Source organism: Sphingopyxis sp. H053 (assembly GCF_001468225.1).
Classification (GTDB): domain Bacteria; phylum Pseudomonadota; class Alphaproteobacteria; order Sphingomonadales; family Sphingomonadaceae; genus Sphingopyxis.
On the sequence record NZ_LNRU01000006.1, the window covers coordinates 374,810 to 390,727 of the forward strand.

The window sequence follows — 15,918 nt, forward strand, 5'->3', positions numbered from 1 at the left end:
CGCGGGAATGACGAGAAAAGGGTCAATCGACCCAATCAAGCCCCATGTCGCGATAGACGCCGCGGTCCTCGTCCCAGTTCGCCTTGACCTTGACGTGCAGGAACAGATGGACCTTGCGCCCCAATAACTCGGTCAGCTCGGCGCGCGACTTGCTACCGATCTCCTTGATCCGCTCGCCCTTGTGGCCGAGGATGATCGCGCGCTGGTTGTCACGCGCGACAAGGATTTGCTGGTGGATTTCGGCACTGCCGTCGGGGCGCGTCGTGAACTTCTCGGTCTCGACGGTCGACTGGTACGGCAGTTCCTCGTGGAGCTGGCGATAGAGCTGCTCGCGCGTGATTTCGGCCGCGAGCATACGCTCAGGCGCGTCGCTGACCTCGTCCTCGGGAAAATGCCAGTGGCCTTCGGGCATCAGCGCCGCCAGCGTCGCCTTGAGTTCGGGAACGCCGTCGCCGGTGCTCGCCGAGATGAAGAAGGTTTCGTCGAATTTGACGCGCTCGTTGAGCTGCGTCGCGATCGTCAGCAATTTGTCCTTCTTGGTCAGGTCGACTTTGTTGAGGACGAGGAACTTCTTTTCGGGCCGCCCCTCGATCCCTTGCAACACGCGCTCGGCGCGCTCGCCGAGCTTTGCCGCGGCGTCGATCATCACGAGGATCGCCTCGGCCTGGTCGAGGCTGTTCCACGCCGCCGCGACCATCGCGCGGTCGAGCCGGCGCGTCGGAGCGAAGATGCCCGGCGTGTCGATCAGCACGATCTGCGTTTCGCCGTCCATCGCAACGCCCATCAGGCGGGTGCGCGTCGTCTGCGCCTTCGGGCTGACGATCGCGACCTTCTGGCCGACGAGCGCGTTGACGATCGTCGATTTGCCCGCGTTGGGCGCGCCGACGACGGCGACAAATCCGCAACGGTGGGTCATAACTTCATTCCTTCGAGTTCGGCGAGCAAGGCCGCCGCCGCGGCTTTTTCGGCCGCTTGTTTTGAGGCGCCCTCGGCTTCGGCACGCGCGAGCTTGCCGATACTGACCGCGATGCGAAAGCGCGGCGCATGGTCGGGGCCCTCGCGCGCGATGATTTCATATTCGGGTGGGCGGCGTTTGCGCGCCAGCGCCCATTCCTGAAGCGCCGCCTTGGGATGCTTGGGTGCTTCCTGCTGCCCGTCGATCATATCATCCCAGTGGGTGAGGACGAAGCGGCGCGCGGCATCGGCGCCTTGGTCGAGATAGATCGCGCCGATCAGCGCCTCGATCGCGTCAGCGGCGATATTGTCGCTGTAACGCCCGCCATCGCTCCGCGCCTGCGCGCCAAAGCGGACGAGGTCGGTGAGCTTCAGCCGCTGCGCGATCGCGGCGCAGGTCGCGCCCGATGCCAGCACGTGCAGGCGCGACGACATCTCGCCCTCGCTCGCCGAGGGAAAGCGCGTGTAGAGCTCGGAGGCGATGACGAGCCCGAGCACGCGGTCGCCGAGGAATTCGAGCCGCTGATAATCGGCACGCCCGGTGCTGCCGTGCGTCAGCGCCAGATCGTAGAGCGCCGGGTCGTCCGGGGTGCAGCCGATGATCTCGGCGAGCGCCCCGGTGTTAAGCGGATCGTTCAAAAACCGTCCCCGATGCGGCCCCAGCGCGCGGCGGTGAACCAGCTGATCGGGTTGATCCAGCTCGCCGATCCGTCGGTCGAGAACATGCCGACCAGTGCGTGGCCGACCAGGTTTTCCTCAGGAACGAGGCCGATGCCCTGATTTTCCATCGCGGGGAAACGGCTGTCGGCGCTGCGGTCGCGGTTGTCGCCCATCAGGAACAGATGGCCCGCAGGCACGACGACAAGCGGGGTATTGTCCTCGGGGATCGTCGTGATGTCGAGGATATTATAGCTTTTGCCGCTCGGCAGCGTTTCCTTGAACTGCTTGTAGCGGCACTGGCGCTGGCCGTCGGCGGCGACTTCCTCGAACTCGGGCGAATAGCAGGGCAGGGTGCCCGTCATGCGCGAGGCTTCGACCATGTTCGGGGTCACCGGAATGACGAAATCGGCGATGGCTTCGCGCTTCAGCGGCTTGCCGTTCAGCCAGACAATGCCCTCTTTCACCTGAACACTGTCGCCGGGCAGGCCGATCACGCGCTTGATATAATCATTGTCGGCGACCGGCGGCGCCTTGAACACGACGACGTCGCCGCGTTCGGGCGTGCGCGCGAAAATCCGGCCCGGGATCAGCGGCGCGCTGAACGGCAGGCTGTATTTCGAATAGCCATAAGCCATCTTGTTCACGAGCAGATAGTCGCCGATCAGCAGCCGCGGCTGCATCGATTCCGACGGGATATTGAACGGCGACAGGAAAAAGCTGCGGAAAATCAGCACCGCGATCGCGAGCAGCGCGAGGAAGCGGACGGTGTCGACCGCCTCTTCCTTGGCGGACACCGGTGCCGGGGTCGGGGACGACGGCGCGGGTCCGGTCGGGGGCGTGACATCGGCGGTAAAGCTGGCTTGGGTCATGCCGCGCATTGGCGATGAATAGGTTGCCACGTCAAGCAAATATCGGTGGACGACACTGGCGCGCGGGTGGCCGTGGGCTTAGAGAAAGTCCGCGATTCACTCCCCCTTCGAGGACAATAGACGATGACAACCGCATCCGACGCCTGGCAGGCCCTTTCGAACTGGCAGCCGCAGAAGCTGACCGATCTGGTCGCCACCGACCCCGAAACGCGCCTGCAGGCGCTGGTGCGGAGCGTCGCCGACATCCGTTTCGACTTTGCCAAGACGCATCTCGATGCGGCGGCTGTCGATATTCTCTCGGGCCTCGCCGATGCGCAGGATTTCGGGGGCCGGCGCAAGACGCTCTTCTCGGGCGGCATCGCCAATCCGACCGAAGACCGCGCCGCCGAGCATAGCGCCGAACGCGGCGACGGTGCGCCGGAGTCGGTCCACGCCGCGCAGGCGCTGCACCAGCGGATGCGGATGATGATCGACGCGATCGAGGCCGGCGCGTTCGGCGAGATCCGCCATCTGCTCCACATCGGCATCGGCGGATCGGCGCTCGGCCCCGATCTGCTCATCGACGCGCTCGGCCGCCACAGCGACCGTTATGACGTCGCGGTGGTGTCGAACGTCGACGGCGCTGCGCTCGACGAAGCCTTCGCCCGGTTCAGCCCCGAACATACTTTGGTCGCGGTCGCTTCGAAAACCTTCACGACAACCGAAACCCTGCTCAACGCGAATTCGGCGCTGCTCTGGCTCGAAGAAGCCGGGGTTACCGACCCGCTCGGCCGCTTCATCGCGCTGACCGCAAAGCCCGAACGCGCGATCGAGTGGGGCATCGACGAAACGCGCATCCTGCCGTTCAACGAAAGCGTCGGCGGGCGCTATTCGCTCTGGTCGTCGATCGGCTTTCCCGCCGCGCTCGCGCTCGGCTGGGACGCTTTTGCCGACCTGCTCGAGGGCGCTGCCGAGATGGACCGCCATTTCCGCCTTGCCGACGGCGCCGACAATATCTGCCTGCTCGCCGCCTTCGCCGACCAGATTTATGCGAACCGCCTCGGCTGCCAGACGCGCGCGGTCTTTGCCTATGACGAACGGCTGCGTCTGCTTCCCGACTATCTGCAACAGCTCGAAATGGAATCGAACGGCAAGTCGGTTACATTGGACGGCCAGCCCGTCGGCCGCGAAAGCGCGCCGATCACCTGGGGCGGGGTCGGCACCGACGCGCAGCATGCGGTGTTCCAGCTGCTGCATCAGGGCACGCACTTGACCCCGGTCGAGTTCGTCGTCGCGCGCGAGCCCGACCATCTGCTCGACGATGCGCATCACGAAACGCTCGTCGCCAACTGCATCGCACAGGGCGCGGCGTTGATGACGGGGCGCGCCAGCGAGGATGGCGCGCGCAACTATCCGGGCGACCGTCCGTCGACGACGATCCTGCTCGACCAGGTCACGCCGCGCAGCCTCGGCGCGCTGATCGCCTTCTACGAACATCGGGTGTTCGCCAATGCCGTGCTGCTCGGCATCAACCCGTTCGACCAGTTCGGGGTCGAGCTGGGCAAGGAAATGGCGAAGGGGCTTGCCGAGGGCACGGTCGAATTCGACGCCGCGACGCAGGCGCTGATGAAGGCCGCGCGCGGCGAATAGCCCTCCGCTCCATCACTGTGACCGCAAAATTCGATTGGCATCGCATGCCGGGGTAACCACATAGGCCGCCGACGCGAATTACACGCGACCATAAGGATCAGGGGTTTTGAATGAGCGAGTTTGATTTCGACCTGTTTGTCATCGGCGCCGGGTCGGGCGGGGTTCGCGCCTCGCGCATCGCCGCTTCGCACGGCGCGCGCGTCGCGCTGGCCGAGGAATATCGCGTCGGCGGCACCTGCGTCATCCGCGGCTGCGTGCCGAAGAAGCTGCTCGTTTACGGCGCGCATTTCGCCGAGGATCTGAAGGACGCGCGCCAGTTCGGCTGGGACGTCCCCGATTGCAAGTTCGACTGGAATCGCCTCCGCGACAATGTGCTCGCCGAGGTCGATCGGCTCGAAGGCCTCTACGGCCAGACGCTCGACAACCATAAGGTCACGCTGTTCAAGACGCGCGCGACCGTGATCGGCCCGCAGAAGGTCCGCCTCGCCGACGGGCAGGAAATCAGCGCCGAGCGGATATTGATCGCGACCGGCGGCTGGCCGCACGTCCCCGAATTCCCGGGCAGCGAACATGCGATCACGTCGAACGAGGTCTTCCACCTCGAAACGCTGCCGAAGCGCGTCGTGATCGCGGGCGGCGGCTACATCGCCAACGAATTCGCCGGCATTTTCAACGAATTCGGCAGCAAGGTGACGATCGTCAACCGCGGCGACACGATCCTGCGCGGCTATGACGAGCAGATCCGCGACCGCTTGCTTCAGATCTCGATGACCAAGGGCATCGAGTTCAAGTTCAACGCGCCCTTCCAGTCGATCGAAAAGAATGACGACGGTTCGCTGACCGTCCATCTGGAAAATAGCGATCCGATCCAGGCCGACGCGGTGCTCGTTGCCGCGGGGCGCGTGCCGAATACCAAGGGGCTCGGCCTCGAAGACGTCGGCGTCGAACTCGACAAGGATGGCGCGATCAAGGTCGACGAGACCAACCAGTCGTCGGTGCCGAGCATCTATGCCGTCGGCGACGTCACCAACCGCATCCAGCTGACGCCGGTGGCGATCCGCGAAGGGCAGGCGTTTGCGGACTCGGTGTTCGGCGGCAAGCCCACCGTCGTCGACTATGCCAATGTCCCGAGCGCGGTGTTCAGCCATCCGCCGATCGGCGCGGTCGGGATGACCGAGGCCGAGGCGCGCAACAAGCTCGGCTCGATCCGCGTTTACACCAGCGATTTTCGCGCGATGAAGAATGTCCTCGCGGGCCGCAACGAGCGCGCGCTGTACAAGATGATCGTCAACGCCGCGACCGACCAGGTCGTCGGCCTGCACATGATCGGCCCCGACGCGCCCGAAATCCTGCAGGCGGCGGCGATCGCGGTGAAGGCGGGGCTGACCAAGGCCGATTTCGACGCCACCGTCGCGCTCCACCCGAGCATGGCTGAGGAACTGGTGCTGCTGAAATAAGGTTTCGGCCCGCAACCCGCATGCGCTATCTTCCCCGCATAAGGAGCGAGGGGAGGGGCGCATGACGGGCACGGCATTGGTCACTGGGGGCAGCGGCTATATCGCGGGCTTCCTGATCCGGCAGCTGATCGAAAACGGCTGGACCGTCCACACGACCGTTCGCAGCCTGAAGCGCGAAGCCGAGGTTCGTGGCTGGCTGGGCGTCGACAACGGGAGGCTGCACTTCTTCGCCGCCGATCTCGAAAACGACGCTGGCTGGGCCGAGGCGATGGCAGGGTGCAGCCATGTCGCACATGTCGCGTCGCCTTTTCCGCTCGACGTGCCGAACCATGCCGACGAGCTAATTGTTCCGGCGCGCGAGGGCGCGCTCCGCGCATTGCGCTTCGCCAAAGCGGCTGGGGTCAAGCGGTTCGTCCTGACCTCATCGATGGCGGCGATCGCTTATGGTCATGGCAAGGGCCGCGACATCTATAGCGAAGCCGACTGGACCAATCTCGATAATCCCGAGGTCATGCCCTATCCGCGCTCGAAGACCGTCGCCGAGCACGCGGCGCGCGACTGGGCGAGGGCGGACGGCGGCGGCATGGAGTTCGCCTCGGTCAATCCCGCCGCGGTGTTCGGGCCGTTGCTGTCGGACGACCTTTCGACCTCGATCGAGCTGGTGAAGCAATTGCTCGAGGGCAAGGTGCCGATGTGCCCCGACATCGGCTTCGGGATCATCGACGTCCGCGACGTCGCCGACCTTCACTATCGCGCGCTGACCGCGCCCGATATGCGCGATGAACGCTACGTCTGCTCGGGTCCATTCCTGAAGATGATCGATGTTGCGAACCTGCTCCGCGCGAACCTGGGCGAACAGGCGCGAAAAGTGCCGAAGCGGAAGATGCCCGACTGGCTGCTCAAGCTGCTCGCGCTGGTGCGCCCCGAACTCAAGCAGCTCGTCGCCGAACTCGGCAACGTCCGCGGCGGCGACAGCAGCCATGCGATGAAGACATTGGGATGGACGATGCGCCCGCCCGAGGAGGCGATCCTCGCGACCGCGCATAGTCTGATCGAGCGCGGGATCGTGAAGGTCTGAGAATCCCCCTCCCATTTATGGGAGGGGCTAGGGGAGGGCATGTCTGCCCCGCGCGAACTGTAACAGGCCCTCCCCCGACCCCTCCCGCAAGCGGGAGGGGAGAAGATCACCCGATCCGGTACGGCACCACGTCCCTGCGATCCGGATCGACCAAAATCGGCCGGTCGCTCGGCGGGAACGCACGCTGGTCACAATCGTCGCGCGGACAGATGCGGCACGACAGGCCGATGCGCGTTGCCGCCTGCGGCGCGGCGACATCGACCCCGTCGGCATAGACGAAATCGCCCGCATATTGCGCCTCGCAGCCGAGCGCGACGGCGTATCGGCGCGGGCTGCGCGCATAGCTGCCCGACGGCTTCACCAACCCCTTCGCCATCGACACATAGCGCAGGCCATCGGGCGTCTCGGCAAGCTGGAACAGGATGCGGTCGGGAATCGCCGCGGCTTCGTGGACGATCCACAGCGGGCAGGCGCCGCCGAAGCGCGCGAACTGCAGCCGCGTCGCCGAATGCCGCTTGGTGATATTGCCCGCCATGTCGACGCGGCAGAAGAACATCGGGATGCCGCGCGCGCCGGGGCGCTGCAGCGTCGAAAGGCGGTGGCACGCCTGTTCGAAGCTCACGCCATATTGCATCCGCAGACGGTCGATATCGTGCCGCACCGCGCGCGCGCTGGCGCGAAAGGGCGCATAGGGCATCAGAACGGCGCCCGCGGCGTAGTTGGCAAGGCCGACATGGAGCAGTTGCCGCGCCGCCGCCGTGCGCAGCGGCGATGCTTCGACGACCGCCGCAATCTCGTTCACCAGCGCGAGCGCGGCGAGCTGGTGCGCGAGCTGGAAGCGCCGGCTTTCGGCGGGCAGCGACGGATCGATCACCAGATGCCGCATCGTGGCGTCGAAATCGCGCAGCGCCTGCGTCTGGCCGTAAACGATCGAAATGCCGAGCGCATCGCGCAGCCGGCGCTCGATCGTTTCGACGGGCGGCGAGGGGTCTCGCCCGCGCAGCTGGCCCGCCAGCGCCTCCGCCGCGCGGTCGATGCTGTCGACATAATTGCCTGCGTCGTGGAACCAGTCGCGCACCTCTTCCCACGGCAGGCGGCTGCCCTCGGCGGTGCCGCCGGTCAGCGCCTCGTCGATGATCTGCAATCGCTGCCCCGCGCGGCGATAGGCGGCGTGGAGCGCGACGAACTGGTCGGCGAGCTGCGGCTGTTGCAGCGCGGCGCGTTCGAGCTGTTCGGGGGCGAGCGGCGACGCCGCGAAGAGCGGGTCCGCCGCAGCTTCGCGAAGCGCTCCCGCGCGGCGGTCGCCGGCGTCCGCCGCGACTTCCTCCCATTCCAGCGGAAACAGCTTTTGCAGCCGGTCGAGCAGCGCCGGCGTCAGCGGGCGGTCATCATGCTCGATCTGGCTGAGGTACGAAATGGAAATGCCGAGCCCGCCCGCAAAATCGGCCTGTTTGGCTCCCCGCGCGATGCGGAGTTCGCGGAGCTTTGCTCCGGCAAAAATGCGCTGCCGTGCCATCGAAATGCGCTCCATTGCGATGGGTGTCGAGCCGCCGCGGGGGTTTAGGGAGGGGTATTGCGACGTCTCGACACCCTTAAAACGAATGAGCGGACAATATACGGCTCTTTGCAAAGTATCAATTTACAACTTTGCAAATTCACATTTGCGTGGGCGGCGCAATCGGAGCAGACGACGCTCTTCCAAATCCAGTGGAGAGTCGCCTTGTCCGCCAATATCGCCGAAATGGAACGCCGCCGCGCCGCAGCCGCTCTGGGTGGCGGGCAAAAACGCATCGATGCACAGCACAGCAAGGGCAAGCTGACCGCGCGCGAACGGCTCGACGTGCTGCTCGACGAAGGCTCGTTCGAAGAGCTCGACACTTATGTGGAGCATAATTGCACCGATTTCGGCATGCAGGACCAGATCGTCCCGGGCGACGGCGTTGTTACCGGTTCGGGCACGATCAACGGCCGCCTTGTCTATGTCTTCAGCCAGGATTTCACCGTCTTCGGCGGCTCGCTGTCCGAGCGCCACGCCGAGAAGATCATGAAGGTGATGGACAATGCGATGAAGGTCGGCGCGCCCGTCATCGGCCTCAACGACAGCGGCGGCGCGCGCATCCAGGAGGGCGTCGCCTCGCTCGGTGGCTATGCCGAAGTGTTCCAGCGTAACGTACTCGCATCGGGCGTCGTGCCGCAGATCAGCCTGATCATGGGGCCGTGCGCGGGCGGCGCTGTCTATTCGCCCGCGATGACCGACTTCATCTTCATGGTGAAGGACAGCTCGTACATGTTCGTCACCGGCCCCGATGTGGTGAAGACCGTGACCAACGAGGTCGTGACGCAGGAAGAGCTCGGCGGCGCGATCACGCACACGACCAAAAGCTCGGTCGCCGACCTCGCGTTCGAGAATGACATCGAGGCACTGCTCGCGGCGCGCGATTTCTTCGACTATCTGCCCGAGAACAACCGCAGCGGCGTGCCGGTGCGCCCGACGAGCGACCCCTATGACCGCGCCGAGGCGAGCCTCGACACGCTGATCCCGCCGAACGCGAACCAGCCGTACGATATGCACGAGCTGATCCGGAAGACCGTCGACGAGGGCGATTTCTTCGAGGTGCAGCCGGCGCACGCCGCGAACATCATCTGCGGCTTCGGACGCATCGAAGGGCGCACGATCGGCATCGTCGCGAACCAGCCGCTCGTGCTCGCGGGCGTGCTCGACATCAACTCGTCCAAGAAAGCCGCGCGCTTTGTCCGCTTCTGCGACGCGTTCGAAATCCCGATCATCACCTTCGTCGACGTCCCCGGCTTCCTGCCCGGGACCGCGCAGGAATATAATGGCATCATCAAGCATGGCGCGAAATTGCTCTTCGCCTATGCCGAGGCGACGGTGCCGAAGATCACGGTGATCACGCGCAAAGCCTATGGCGGTGCGTACGACGTGATGGCGTCGAAGCATCTGCGCGGCGATTTGAACTATGCCTGGCCGACCGCCGAGATCGCGGTGATGGGCGCGAAGGGCGCGGTCGAGATCATCTTCCGCAGCGACATCGGCGACCCCGAAAAGATCGCGCAGCGCACGAAGGAATATGAGGACCGTTTCGCGAACCCGTTTGTCGCGGCATCGCGCGGCTATATCGACGAGGTCATTCACCCGCACAATACGCGCAAGCGGATCGCGCTGGGTCTGCGCAAGCTCCGGAACAAGCAACTCGAAAACCCGTGGAAGAAGCACGACAATATTCCGCTCTGATCGCGGGGGCGCGGATAATATCCGTGTGTGTGATGCCCGGCACATGAGAAATACCGGACTGGAGGCAAGGACGGGAGGCGGTTAGAACATGGCCGCCATGTCCTTGATTCCGAAAGAGGTTTGAAGATGCGTAAATTCCTTCTTGGTGCTCTGATTGCTCCCGCCCTGCTGGCTTCGCCGGCGGCGTTTGCGTTCGATCCCGATACCCCTGTCGGCGAGCCGAAACCCGCTTTTCCGGTGACGCTGGACAGCGAAGAGAACAGCACGATCGGCCTCGCGTTCCGGACGGCTTTCGGACTTCCGAAAGGGGCCGAAGCGACGGCCGCGCGCGAGATCGACGGGCGCACTTACACATTCCGCCCCGCCGCCATCCACCTGCTGCCGAACCGGGTCGGCGTGCTGCTGAGCCTCGGCAGCCTCGACGAAGCCGGGCACAGCGAGGGCGGGATCAACGCGATCCATTATCTGCAGGGCGGCCCGTCGGGCTGGCAGCGCAAGGGCGAGTGGCTGAACCTCGGTGCGGTCGGCTCGGTCGGTAATGCGGCAACCGCGTGGGGCTTCAGCGACGCGCTCGGCAAGAATCCCTATCTCGTCACCTCGGGCGGCGGCGTGTGGCAGGGCTGCGCGATCAGCAGCGCGACGTTGACCGAGCTGGCACCCGATGCACCGGTCGATCGCGGCAGCTTCACCGACGGCATGAGCTCGGGGGCCGGTCTGAACCAGAAGGAGCAGAGCTTCGACGGGCAGATCACCGCGGCCGTTCCCGACAAGAGCTTTACCGTCACCTATACGGGGACACGCGCGATCAAGCAGCAATATGTGCTCAAGAACGGCAAGTACGAACTGGTCGGCAAGGACCAGGTTCCGGGGTGTTAAGGCGGATCTGAGGATAGGAAAATGGCGAAATATCACGCATTGATCGAATGGGAAGCGTCGGCCACCGACGATGTTCCGGGCGGCAAATACGGCCGTGGCCATCGTTGGACGTTCGATGAGAATGTGAGCGTTCCGGCGTCGTCGTCGAAGCATGTCGTGCCGCTGCCCTGGTCGGTCGAAGCCGCGGTCGACCCCGAAGAGGCGCTGGTCGCCTCCGCGTCGAGCTGTCATATGCTGACCTTCCTCTATCTCGCGGCCAAGGCGGGCTATGCCGTTCAATCCTATCGCGATGCCGCGGTGGGCACGATGGCGAAGGCTGACGACGGGCGCGTCCAGATAACCGGGGTCGAGCTTTCCCCCGATATCGAATGGCAGGGCGCGGCGCCCGACGCCGCAACGCTCGAACGCCTGCACCACGACGCGCATGACCAATGCTTTATCGCCAACAGCGTCAAATTCCCGATCGAGGTGGTGACATGAAACTCGGACGCCTCAACCATGTCGGCGTCGCGACGCCGTCGATCGCCAACAGCATCGTCTTTTACCGCGACGTGATGGGCGCGACGCAGATCCATGAGCCGTTCGACCTGCCCGAGCAGGGCGTCAAGGTGTGCTTCGTCGATACGCCCACCGACAGCGGCCTCAACGGCACACAAATCGAGCTGATCGAACCATTGCCGGGCAATGCGTCGATCGCGGCTTTCCTGCAAAAGAACCCCGCAGGAGGCCAGCATCATCTGTGTTGCGAAGTGCCCGACATCCACGCCGCCAAGGCCGAGTTCGAGGGACAAGGCAAGCGCGTCCTCGGCGAACCGCGGATAGGGGCGCATGGGACGCTGATCTTCTTCGTCCACCCCAAGGATATGGGCGGGGTGCTGACCGAGATTATGGAGACGCCGAAGGAAGCGCATTGAACATTCTCCTCTCCCCTTGCGGGAGAGGAGAATGAAGGTTGGGGACGTGTCCCCTACCGGAACTTGGAGAGGTGCGGGTTGCGAGCCGGTGGCTCACGCACCCTCTCCCAGCTTCGACTAGGCGGCTGGCCGCCAAGTCTTCGCAACCCTCTCCCGCAAGGGGAGAGGGGGTTAGGGACAAGAGACTGCATATGACCGACAAGCCAACGCTGGGCCAATGGACCGCCGCCGCCGACAAGGAAGTGAAGGGCAAGGACCTCACCTGGGCGACGCCCGAGGGCATCGACGTCAAGCCGCTTTACACGGCCGAGGACGTCCAGACCGACCCCGGCCTGCCCGGTTTCGCGCCCTTCACGCGCGGCGTGCGCGCGTCGATGTATGCGGGCCGCCCGTGGACGATCCGGCAGTACGCGGGCTTCTCGACCGCCGAGGAATCGAACGCCTTCTATCGCCGCAACCTCGCCGCGGGACAGAAGGGCCTATCGGTCGCTTTCGACCTCGCGACGCACCGCGGCTATGACAGCGACCACCCGCGCGTCGTCGGCGACGTCGGCAAGGCGGGCGTCGCGATCGACAGCGTCGAGGATATGAAGATCCTCTTCGACGGCATTCCGCTCGATCAGATGTCGGTCAGCATGACGATGAACGGCGCGGTGATCCCGATCCTTGCCTTCTTCATCGTCGCGGGCGAGGAGCAGGGCGTCGATCGCAAGCTGCTCGACGGGACGATCCAGAACGACATCCTCAAGGAGTTCATGGTCCGCAACACCTATATCTACCCCCCCGAGCCGAGCATGCGGATCATCTCGGACATCTTCGGCTACACCAGCCGCGAGATGCCCAAGTTCAACAGCATCTCCATCAGCGGCTACCATATGCAGGAAGCCGGCGCGACGCAGGTGCAGGAGCTTGCCTTCACCATTGCCGACGGCGCCGAATATGTGCGCTACGGTGTCGCGAGCGGCCTCGATATCGACAAGTTCGCGGGGCGCCTCAGCTTCTTCTTCGCGATCGGCATGAACTTCTTCATGGAGATCGCGAAGCTCCGCGCGGCGCGCGTGCTCTGGCACCGCGTGATGACCAATCTCGGCGCCAAGGACGAGCGTAGCAAGATGCTGCGCACCCACTGTCAGACCTCGGGCGTCTCGCTCACCGAGCAGGACCCGTACAACAACGTCATGCGCACGACGATCGAGGCGATGGCGGCGATGCTCGGCGGGACGCAGTCGCTCCACACCAACGCGCTCGACGAAGCGATCGCGCTGCCGACCGATTTCTCGGCCCGCATCGCGCGCAACACGCAGATCGTCATCCAGGAAGAGACCGGGATGACCAAGGTCGTCGACCCGCTCGGCGGCTCTTACTATGTCGAGGCGCTGACGCAGGAACTCGTCGACAAGGCGTGGGAGATCATCGAGCGCGTCGAGAAGGAAGGCGGCATGGCGAAGGCCGTCGCCGCGGGCTGGCCCAAGGCAATGATCGAAACCGCCGCTGCCGCCCGGCAGGCGCGCGTCGACCGCGGCGACGATGTGATCGTCGGGGTGAACAAATATCGCCTGAAGGACGAAGATCTGCTCGAAACGCTCGAAGTCGACAACGCCAAGGTGCGCGAGGGGCAGATAGCGCGGATCAACCGCATCAAAGCAAGCCGCGACGAGGCGGCATGTGCTGCGGCGCTCAAGGCGCTCCGCGACGGTGCGGCGCAGCCTTCGAGCATCGAGAACAACCTGCTCGCACTCGCCGTCGAAGCCGCCCGCGCCCGCGCGACGCTCGGCGAAATCTCGTCTGCGATGGAAGAAAGCTTCGACCGGTACGGCACCCAGCCGACTCCGGTGAAGGGCGTCTATGCGGCGCCCTATGAAGGCGACGATCGCTGGCAACAGGTGCTCGACGGGGTGAAGGCGGTCGAGCGCCGTATGGGGCGCAAACCGAAATTGCTCGTCGCCAAGATGGGGCAGGATGGGCACGACCGCGGCGCGAACGTCATCGCGTCGGCGTTCGGCGACATGGGCTTCGACGTCGTCTCCGGCCCGCTGTTCCAGACCCCCGACGAAACCGTCGTGCTCGCGCTCGAAAGCGGCGTCGATGTCGTCGGCGCGTCGAGCCTCGCCGCGGGCCACAAGACCTTGATCCCCGAACTGATCGGCAAGCTCAAGGAAGCGGGCAGGGGCGACATCAAGGTGATCGCTGGCGGGGTCATCCCGCCGCAGGACTATCAGTATCTCCGCGACGCGGGCGTGCAGGGTATCTATGGGCCCGGCTCGAACGTGGTCGAATGCGCCGCCGACGTGCTGCGCCTGCTCGGCCACAATATGCCGCCGCTGGAGGATGCCGCTTGAACCGATCGTTTCGCCTGATGATCGCCGGACTTGGCGCCGTAGCGGCGATTGCTGCGCACGCCGAGCCTGCGAGCCGCCCGAGCGAATATCGCAAGGATGTCGCGGTCGAGTTCATCTACCGGCAGCAGATCGACGATGTCTATTTCACCGACTGGAACGGCCGCCTCGAAAAGAGCGAGGGCCCCTGGCGCGACATCTATTTCGAGACGAGCGATAAATATGTGAACAAGGGGCTGATCCGCCTCAACTGCGACGATCCCGAAGCCGACATCGACTTCACGCTCTACGGCGTCGGCGAATATGGCGGCGCCGAAACCGGGCGGCAGGTGACGATCAGCTACGGCGATCGCCGGCCATGGGCCGACGGCAATTATCAGGACATGTCCGGCGAAACGCCGACGATCGAATTTTACGGCGCCGCGCTCGAGCGCTTCTGCAAATAACATCAAAGAAGGTCGACGATCCATGAACCTCTCCCAACCTGCAACGCAAGACGATCAGCCGCGGACCGACTGGACGCGCGAGGAAATCGCCGAACTGTTCGACCTGCCGTTCGACGAACTGATGTGGGAGGCGCAGGGCGTCCACCGCCGCCATCATGCGCATGGGCAAGTCCAGCTTTGCACGCTGCTCAGCATCAAGACCGGCGGCTGCGTCGAGGATTGCGGCTATTGCTCGCAGTCGAAGAGCGCCGACAGCGGGCTGAAAGCCACCAAGCTGATGGACGTCCGCGCGGTGCTGCAATCCGCCGCGCAGGCGAAGGATTCGGGCTCGAAGCGCTTCTGCATGGGCGCCGCCTGGCGCAACCCCAAGGAGCGCGACATGCCCGCGATCGTCGAGATGATCGAGGGCGTGCGCCAGATGGGTATGGAAACCTGCATGACGCTCGGCATGCTGACCAAGGAACAGGCGCAGACGCTCGCGGTCGCGGGGCTCGATTATTACAACCATAATATCGACACTTCCCCCGAGAATTACGAGAATATCATCTCGACCCGCACCTTCCAGGACCGCCTCGACACGCTCGAGGAGGTCCGCAACGCCGGGATCAACGTCTGCTCGGGCGGCATCGTCGGGCTGGGTGAGAACCGGCAGGATCGCGTCGGCTTCATCCACGCGCTCGCGACACTCGAACGCCATCCCGAAAGCGTGCCGGTCAACGCGCTGGTGCCGGTGAAGGGTACCGTGCTCGGCGACATGCTCGCCGACACCCCGCTCGCCAAGATCGACGACATCGAATTCGTCCGCACGATCGCGGTCGCGCGCATCACGATGCCGAAATCGATGGTCCGCCTGTCGGCGGGGCGCGAGAGCATGTCGGAGGCGACGCAGGCGCTCTGCTTCATGGCGGGTGCGAACAGCATCTTCACCGGCGACAAGCTGCTCACCACCGGCAACCGCGGCGACAATGCCGACGCGGCGCTGTTCGCCAAGCTGGGGATCGTCCCGATGGAGAGCGAAGAGCCGATGCGCGCGCAGATGGAAGCGGCGGAATGATCCTTTCCGCCCTCTTGGCACTGGCGGCCGCCACGCAGGAGCCCGAGATCGATTGCGACAACGCGATGGCGCAGTTCGAGCTCAACACCTGCGCCTACAAGGAATTCGAGCGCGCCGATGCCGCGATGAACGCCCAGTGGAAGATCACCGTGGCGCGCATGAAGGCCATCGATGCCGATTTCGACCGTACGCAGGACAACCGCCCCGGCTATTTCGACACACTGCTCGCCGCGCAGCGCGCGTGGCTGACGTACCGCGACAAGCAATGCGCCAGCGAGGGCTACACGATGCGCGGCGGCTCGGCCGAGCCGATGGTGATCAGCGGTTGCCAGACGCAACTGACCGAAGCGCGCACCAAACAACTCAAAGATTTGATTGAGGAATATTGAGGG

The 15,918-nt window shown here is 64.7% G+C and carries 15 protein-coding genes; 11 read left to right on the forward strand and 4 right to left on the reverse strand.

Annotated features, from left to right (window positions below; genetic code table 11):
* Positions 1 to 22: 22 nt before the first annotated feature.
* The 3 genes from era to lepB are packed head-to-tail and all read right to left on the reverse strand — an operon-like array spanning position 23 to position 2,408.
* Positions 23 to 916: a GTPase Era gene (era, locus tag ATE70_RS14235; protein ID WP_056374665.1), complete on the reverse strand. Its 894-nt coding sequence runs from the start codon at positions 914 to 916 to the stop codon at positions 23 to 25.
* Positions 913 to 1,593: a ribonuclease III gene (gene rnc, locus ATE70_RS14240; protein ID WP_058538539.1), complete on the reverse strand. Its 681-nt coding sequence runs from the start codon at positions 1,591 to 1,593 to the stop codon at positions 913 to 915. The genes era and rnc overlap by 4 nt, the downstream gene beginning before the upstream one ends.
* On the reverse strand, positions 1,590 to 2,408 hold the full coding sequence (lepB, locus tag ATE70_RS14245; protein WP_058538624.1) for a signal peptidase I: 819 nt from the start codon (positions 2,406 to 2,408) through the stop codon (positions 1,590 to 1,592). Before lepB ends, rnc begins: the two co-directional genes overlap by 4 nt.
* Positions 2,409 to 2,606: 198 nt before the next feature.
* Between lepB and pgi the strand changes: the two genes are divergently transcribed.
* From pgi to ATE70_RS14260, 3 genes are all read left to right on the forward strand, one after another.
* The gene (pgi, locus tag ATE70_RS14250) at positions 2,607 to 4,112 is read left to right on the forward strand and encodes a glucose-6-phosphate isomerase (RefSeq protein WP_058538540.1); all 1,506 of its coding nucleotides are present in this window, start codon (positions 2,607 to 2,609) and stop codon (positions 4,110 to 4,112) included.
* Between the two features lie 110 nt (positions 4,113 to 4,222).
* Positions 4,223 to 5,569, forward strand: coding sequence for a glutathione-disulfide reductase (gor, locus tag ATE70_RS14255; protein ID WP_058538541.1), 1,347 nt, complete (start codon positions 4,223 to 4,225; stop codon positions 5,567 to 5,569).
* Between the two features lie 61 nt (positions 5,570 to 5,630).
* Positions 5,631 to 6,647 carry an NAD-dependent epimerase/dehydratase family protein gene (locus ATE70_RS14260; protein WP_058538542.1) on the forward strand — a complete coding sequence of 339 codons (1,017 nt, stop codon included), beginning with the start codon at positions 5,631 to 5,633 and terminating at the stop codon, positions 6,645 to 6,647.
* Between the two features lie 106 nt (positions 6,648 to 6,753).
* On the opposite strand, the gene ATE70_RS14265 is transcribed toward ATE70_RS14260, so the two are convergent.
* Positions 6,754 to 8,163 (reverse strand): helix-turn-helix domain-containing protein, encoded by a 1,410-nt coding sequence (locus ATE70_RS14265; protein ID WP_058538625.1) that lies wholly within the window; start codon positions 8,161 to 8,163, stop codon positions 6,754 to 6,756.
* 204 nt (positions 8,164 to 8,367) lie between these two features.
* On the opposite strand from ATE70_RS14265, the gene ATE70_RS14270 reads away from it, so the two are divergent.
* The 8 genes from ATE70_RS14270 to ATE70_RS14305 all read left to right on the forward strand — a co-directional run bounded on the left by ATE70_RS14270 (position 8,368) and on the right by ATE70_RS14305 (position 15,915).
* Positions 8,368 to 9,900: an acyl-CoA carboxylase subunit beta gene (locus tag ATE70_RS14270; RefSeq protein WP_058538543.1), complete on the forward strand. Its 1,533-nt coding sequence runs from the start codon at positions 8,368 to 8,370 to the stop codon at positions 9,898 to 9,900.
* Positions 9,901 to 10,026: 126 nt separating this feature from the next.
* Positions 10,027 to 10,776 (forward strand): hypothetical protein, encoded by a 750-nt coding sequence (locus ATE70_RS14275; RefSeq protein ID WP_058801136.1) that lies wholly within the window; start codon positions 10,027 to 10,029, stop codon positions 10,774 to 10,776.
* A 21-nt stretch (positions 10,777 to 10,797) separates the two neighbouring features.
* Positions 10,798 to 11,256, forward strand: a complete 459-nt coding sequence (locus ATE70_RS14280) for an OsmC family protein (RefSeq protein WP_058538545.1) — start codon at positions 10,798 to 10,800, stop codon at positions 11,254 to 11,256.
* Entirely contained in the window at positions 11,253 to 11,690 is a 438-nt protein-coding gene (gene mce / locus ATE70_RS14285; RefSeq protein WP_058538546.1) for a methylmalonyl-CoA epimerase, read from the forward strand. Before ATE70_RS14280 ends, mce begins: the two co-directional genes overlap by 4 nt.
* A gap of 191 nt (positions 11,691 to 11,881) precedes the next feature.
* Positions 11,882 to 14,029 carry a methylmalonyl-CoA mutase gene (gene scpA, locus ATE70_RS14290; RefSeq protein WP_058538547.1) on the forward strand — a complete coding sequence of 716 codons (2,148 nt, stop codon included), beginning with the start codon at positions 11,882 to 11,884 and terminating at the stop codon, positions 14,027 to 14,029.
* On the forward strand, positions 14,026 to 14,472 hold the full coding sequence (locus ATE70_RS14295) for a hypothetical protein (protein ID WP_058538548.1): 447 nt from the start codon (positions 14,026 to 14,028) through the stop codon (positions 14,470 to 14,472). Before scpA ends, ATE70_RS14295 begins: the two co-directional genes overlap by 4 nt.
* A 22-nt stretch (positions 14,473 to 14,494) precedes the next feature.
* Positions 14,495 to 15,526 carry a biotin synthase BioB gene (gene bioB, locus ATE70_RS14300; protein WP_058538549.1) on the forward strand — a complete coding sequence of 344 codons (1,032 nt, stop codon included), beginning with the start codon at positions 14,495 to 14,497 and terminating at the stop codon, positions 15,524 to 15,526.
* A 14-nt stretch (positions 15,527 to 15,540) separates the two neighbouring features.
* Positions 15,541 to 15,915 carry a lysozyme inhibitor LprI family protein gene (locus ATE70_RS14305; protein ID WP_231733438.1) on the forward strand — a complete coding sequence of 125 codons (375 nt, stop codon included), beginning with the start codon at positions 15,541 to 15,543 and terminating at the stop codon, positions 15,913 to 15,915.
* Positions 15,916 to 15,918 lie beyond the last annotated feature (3 nt).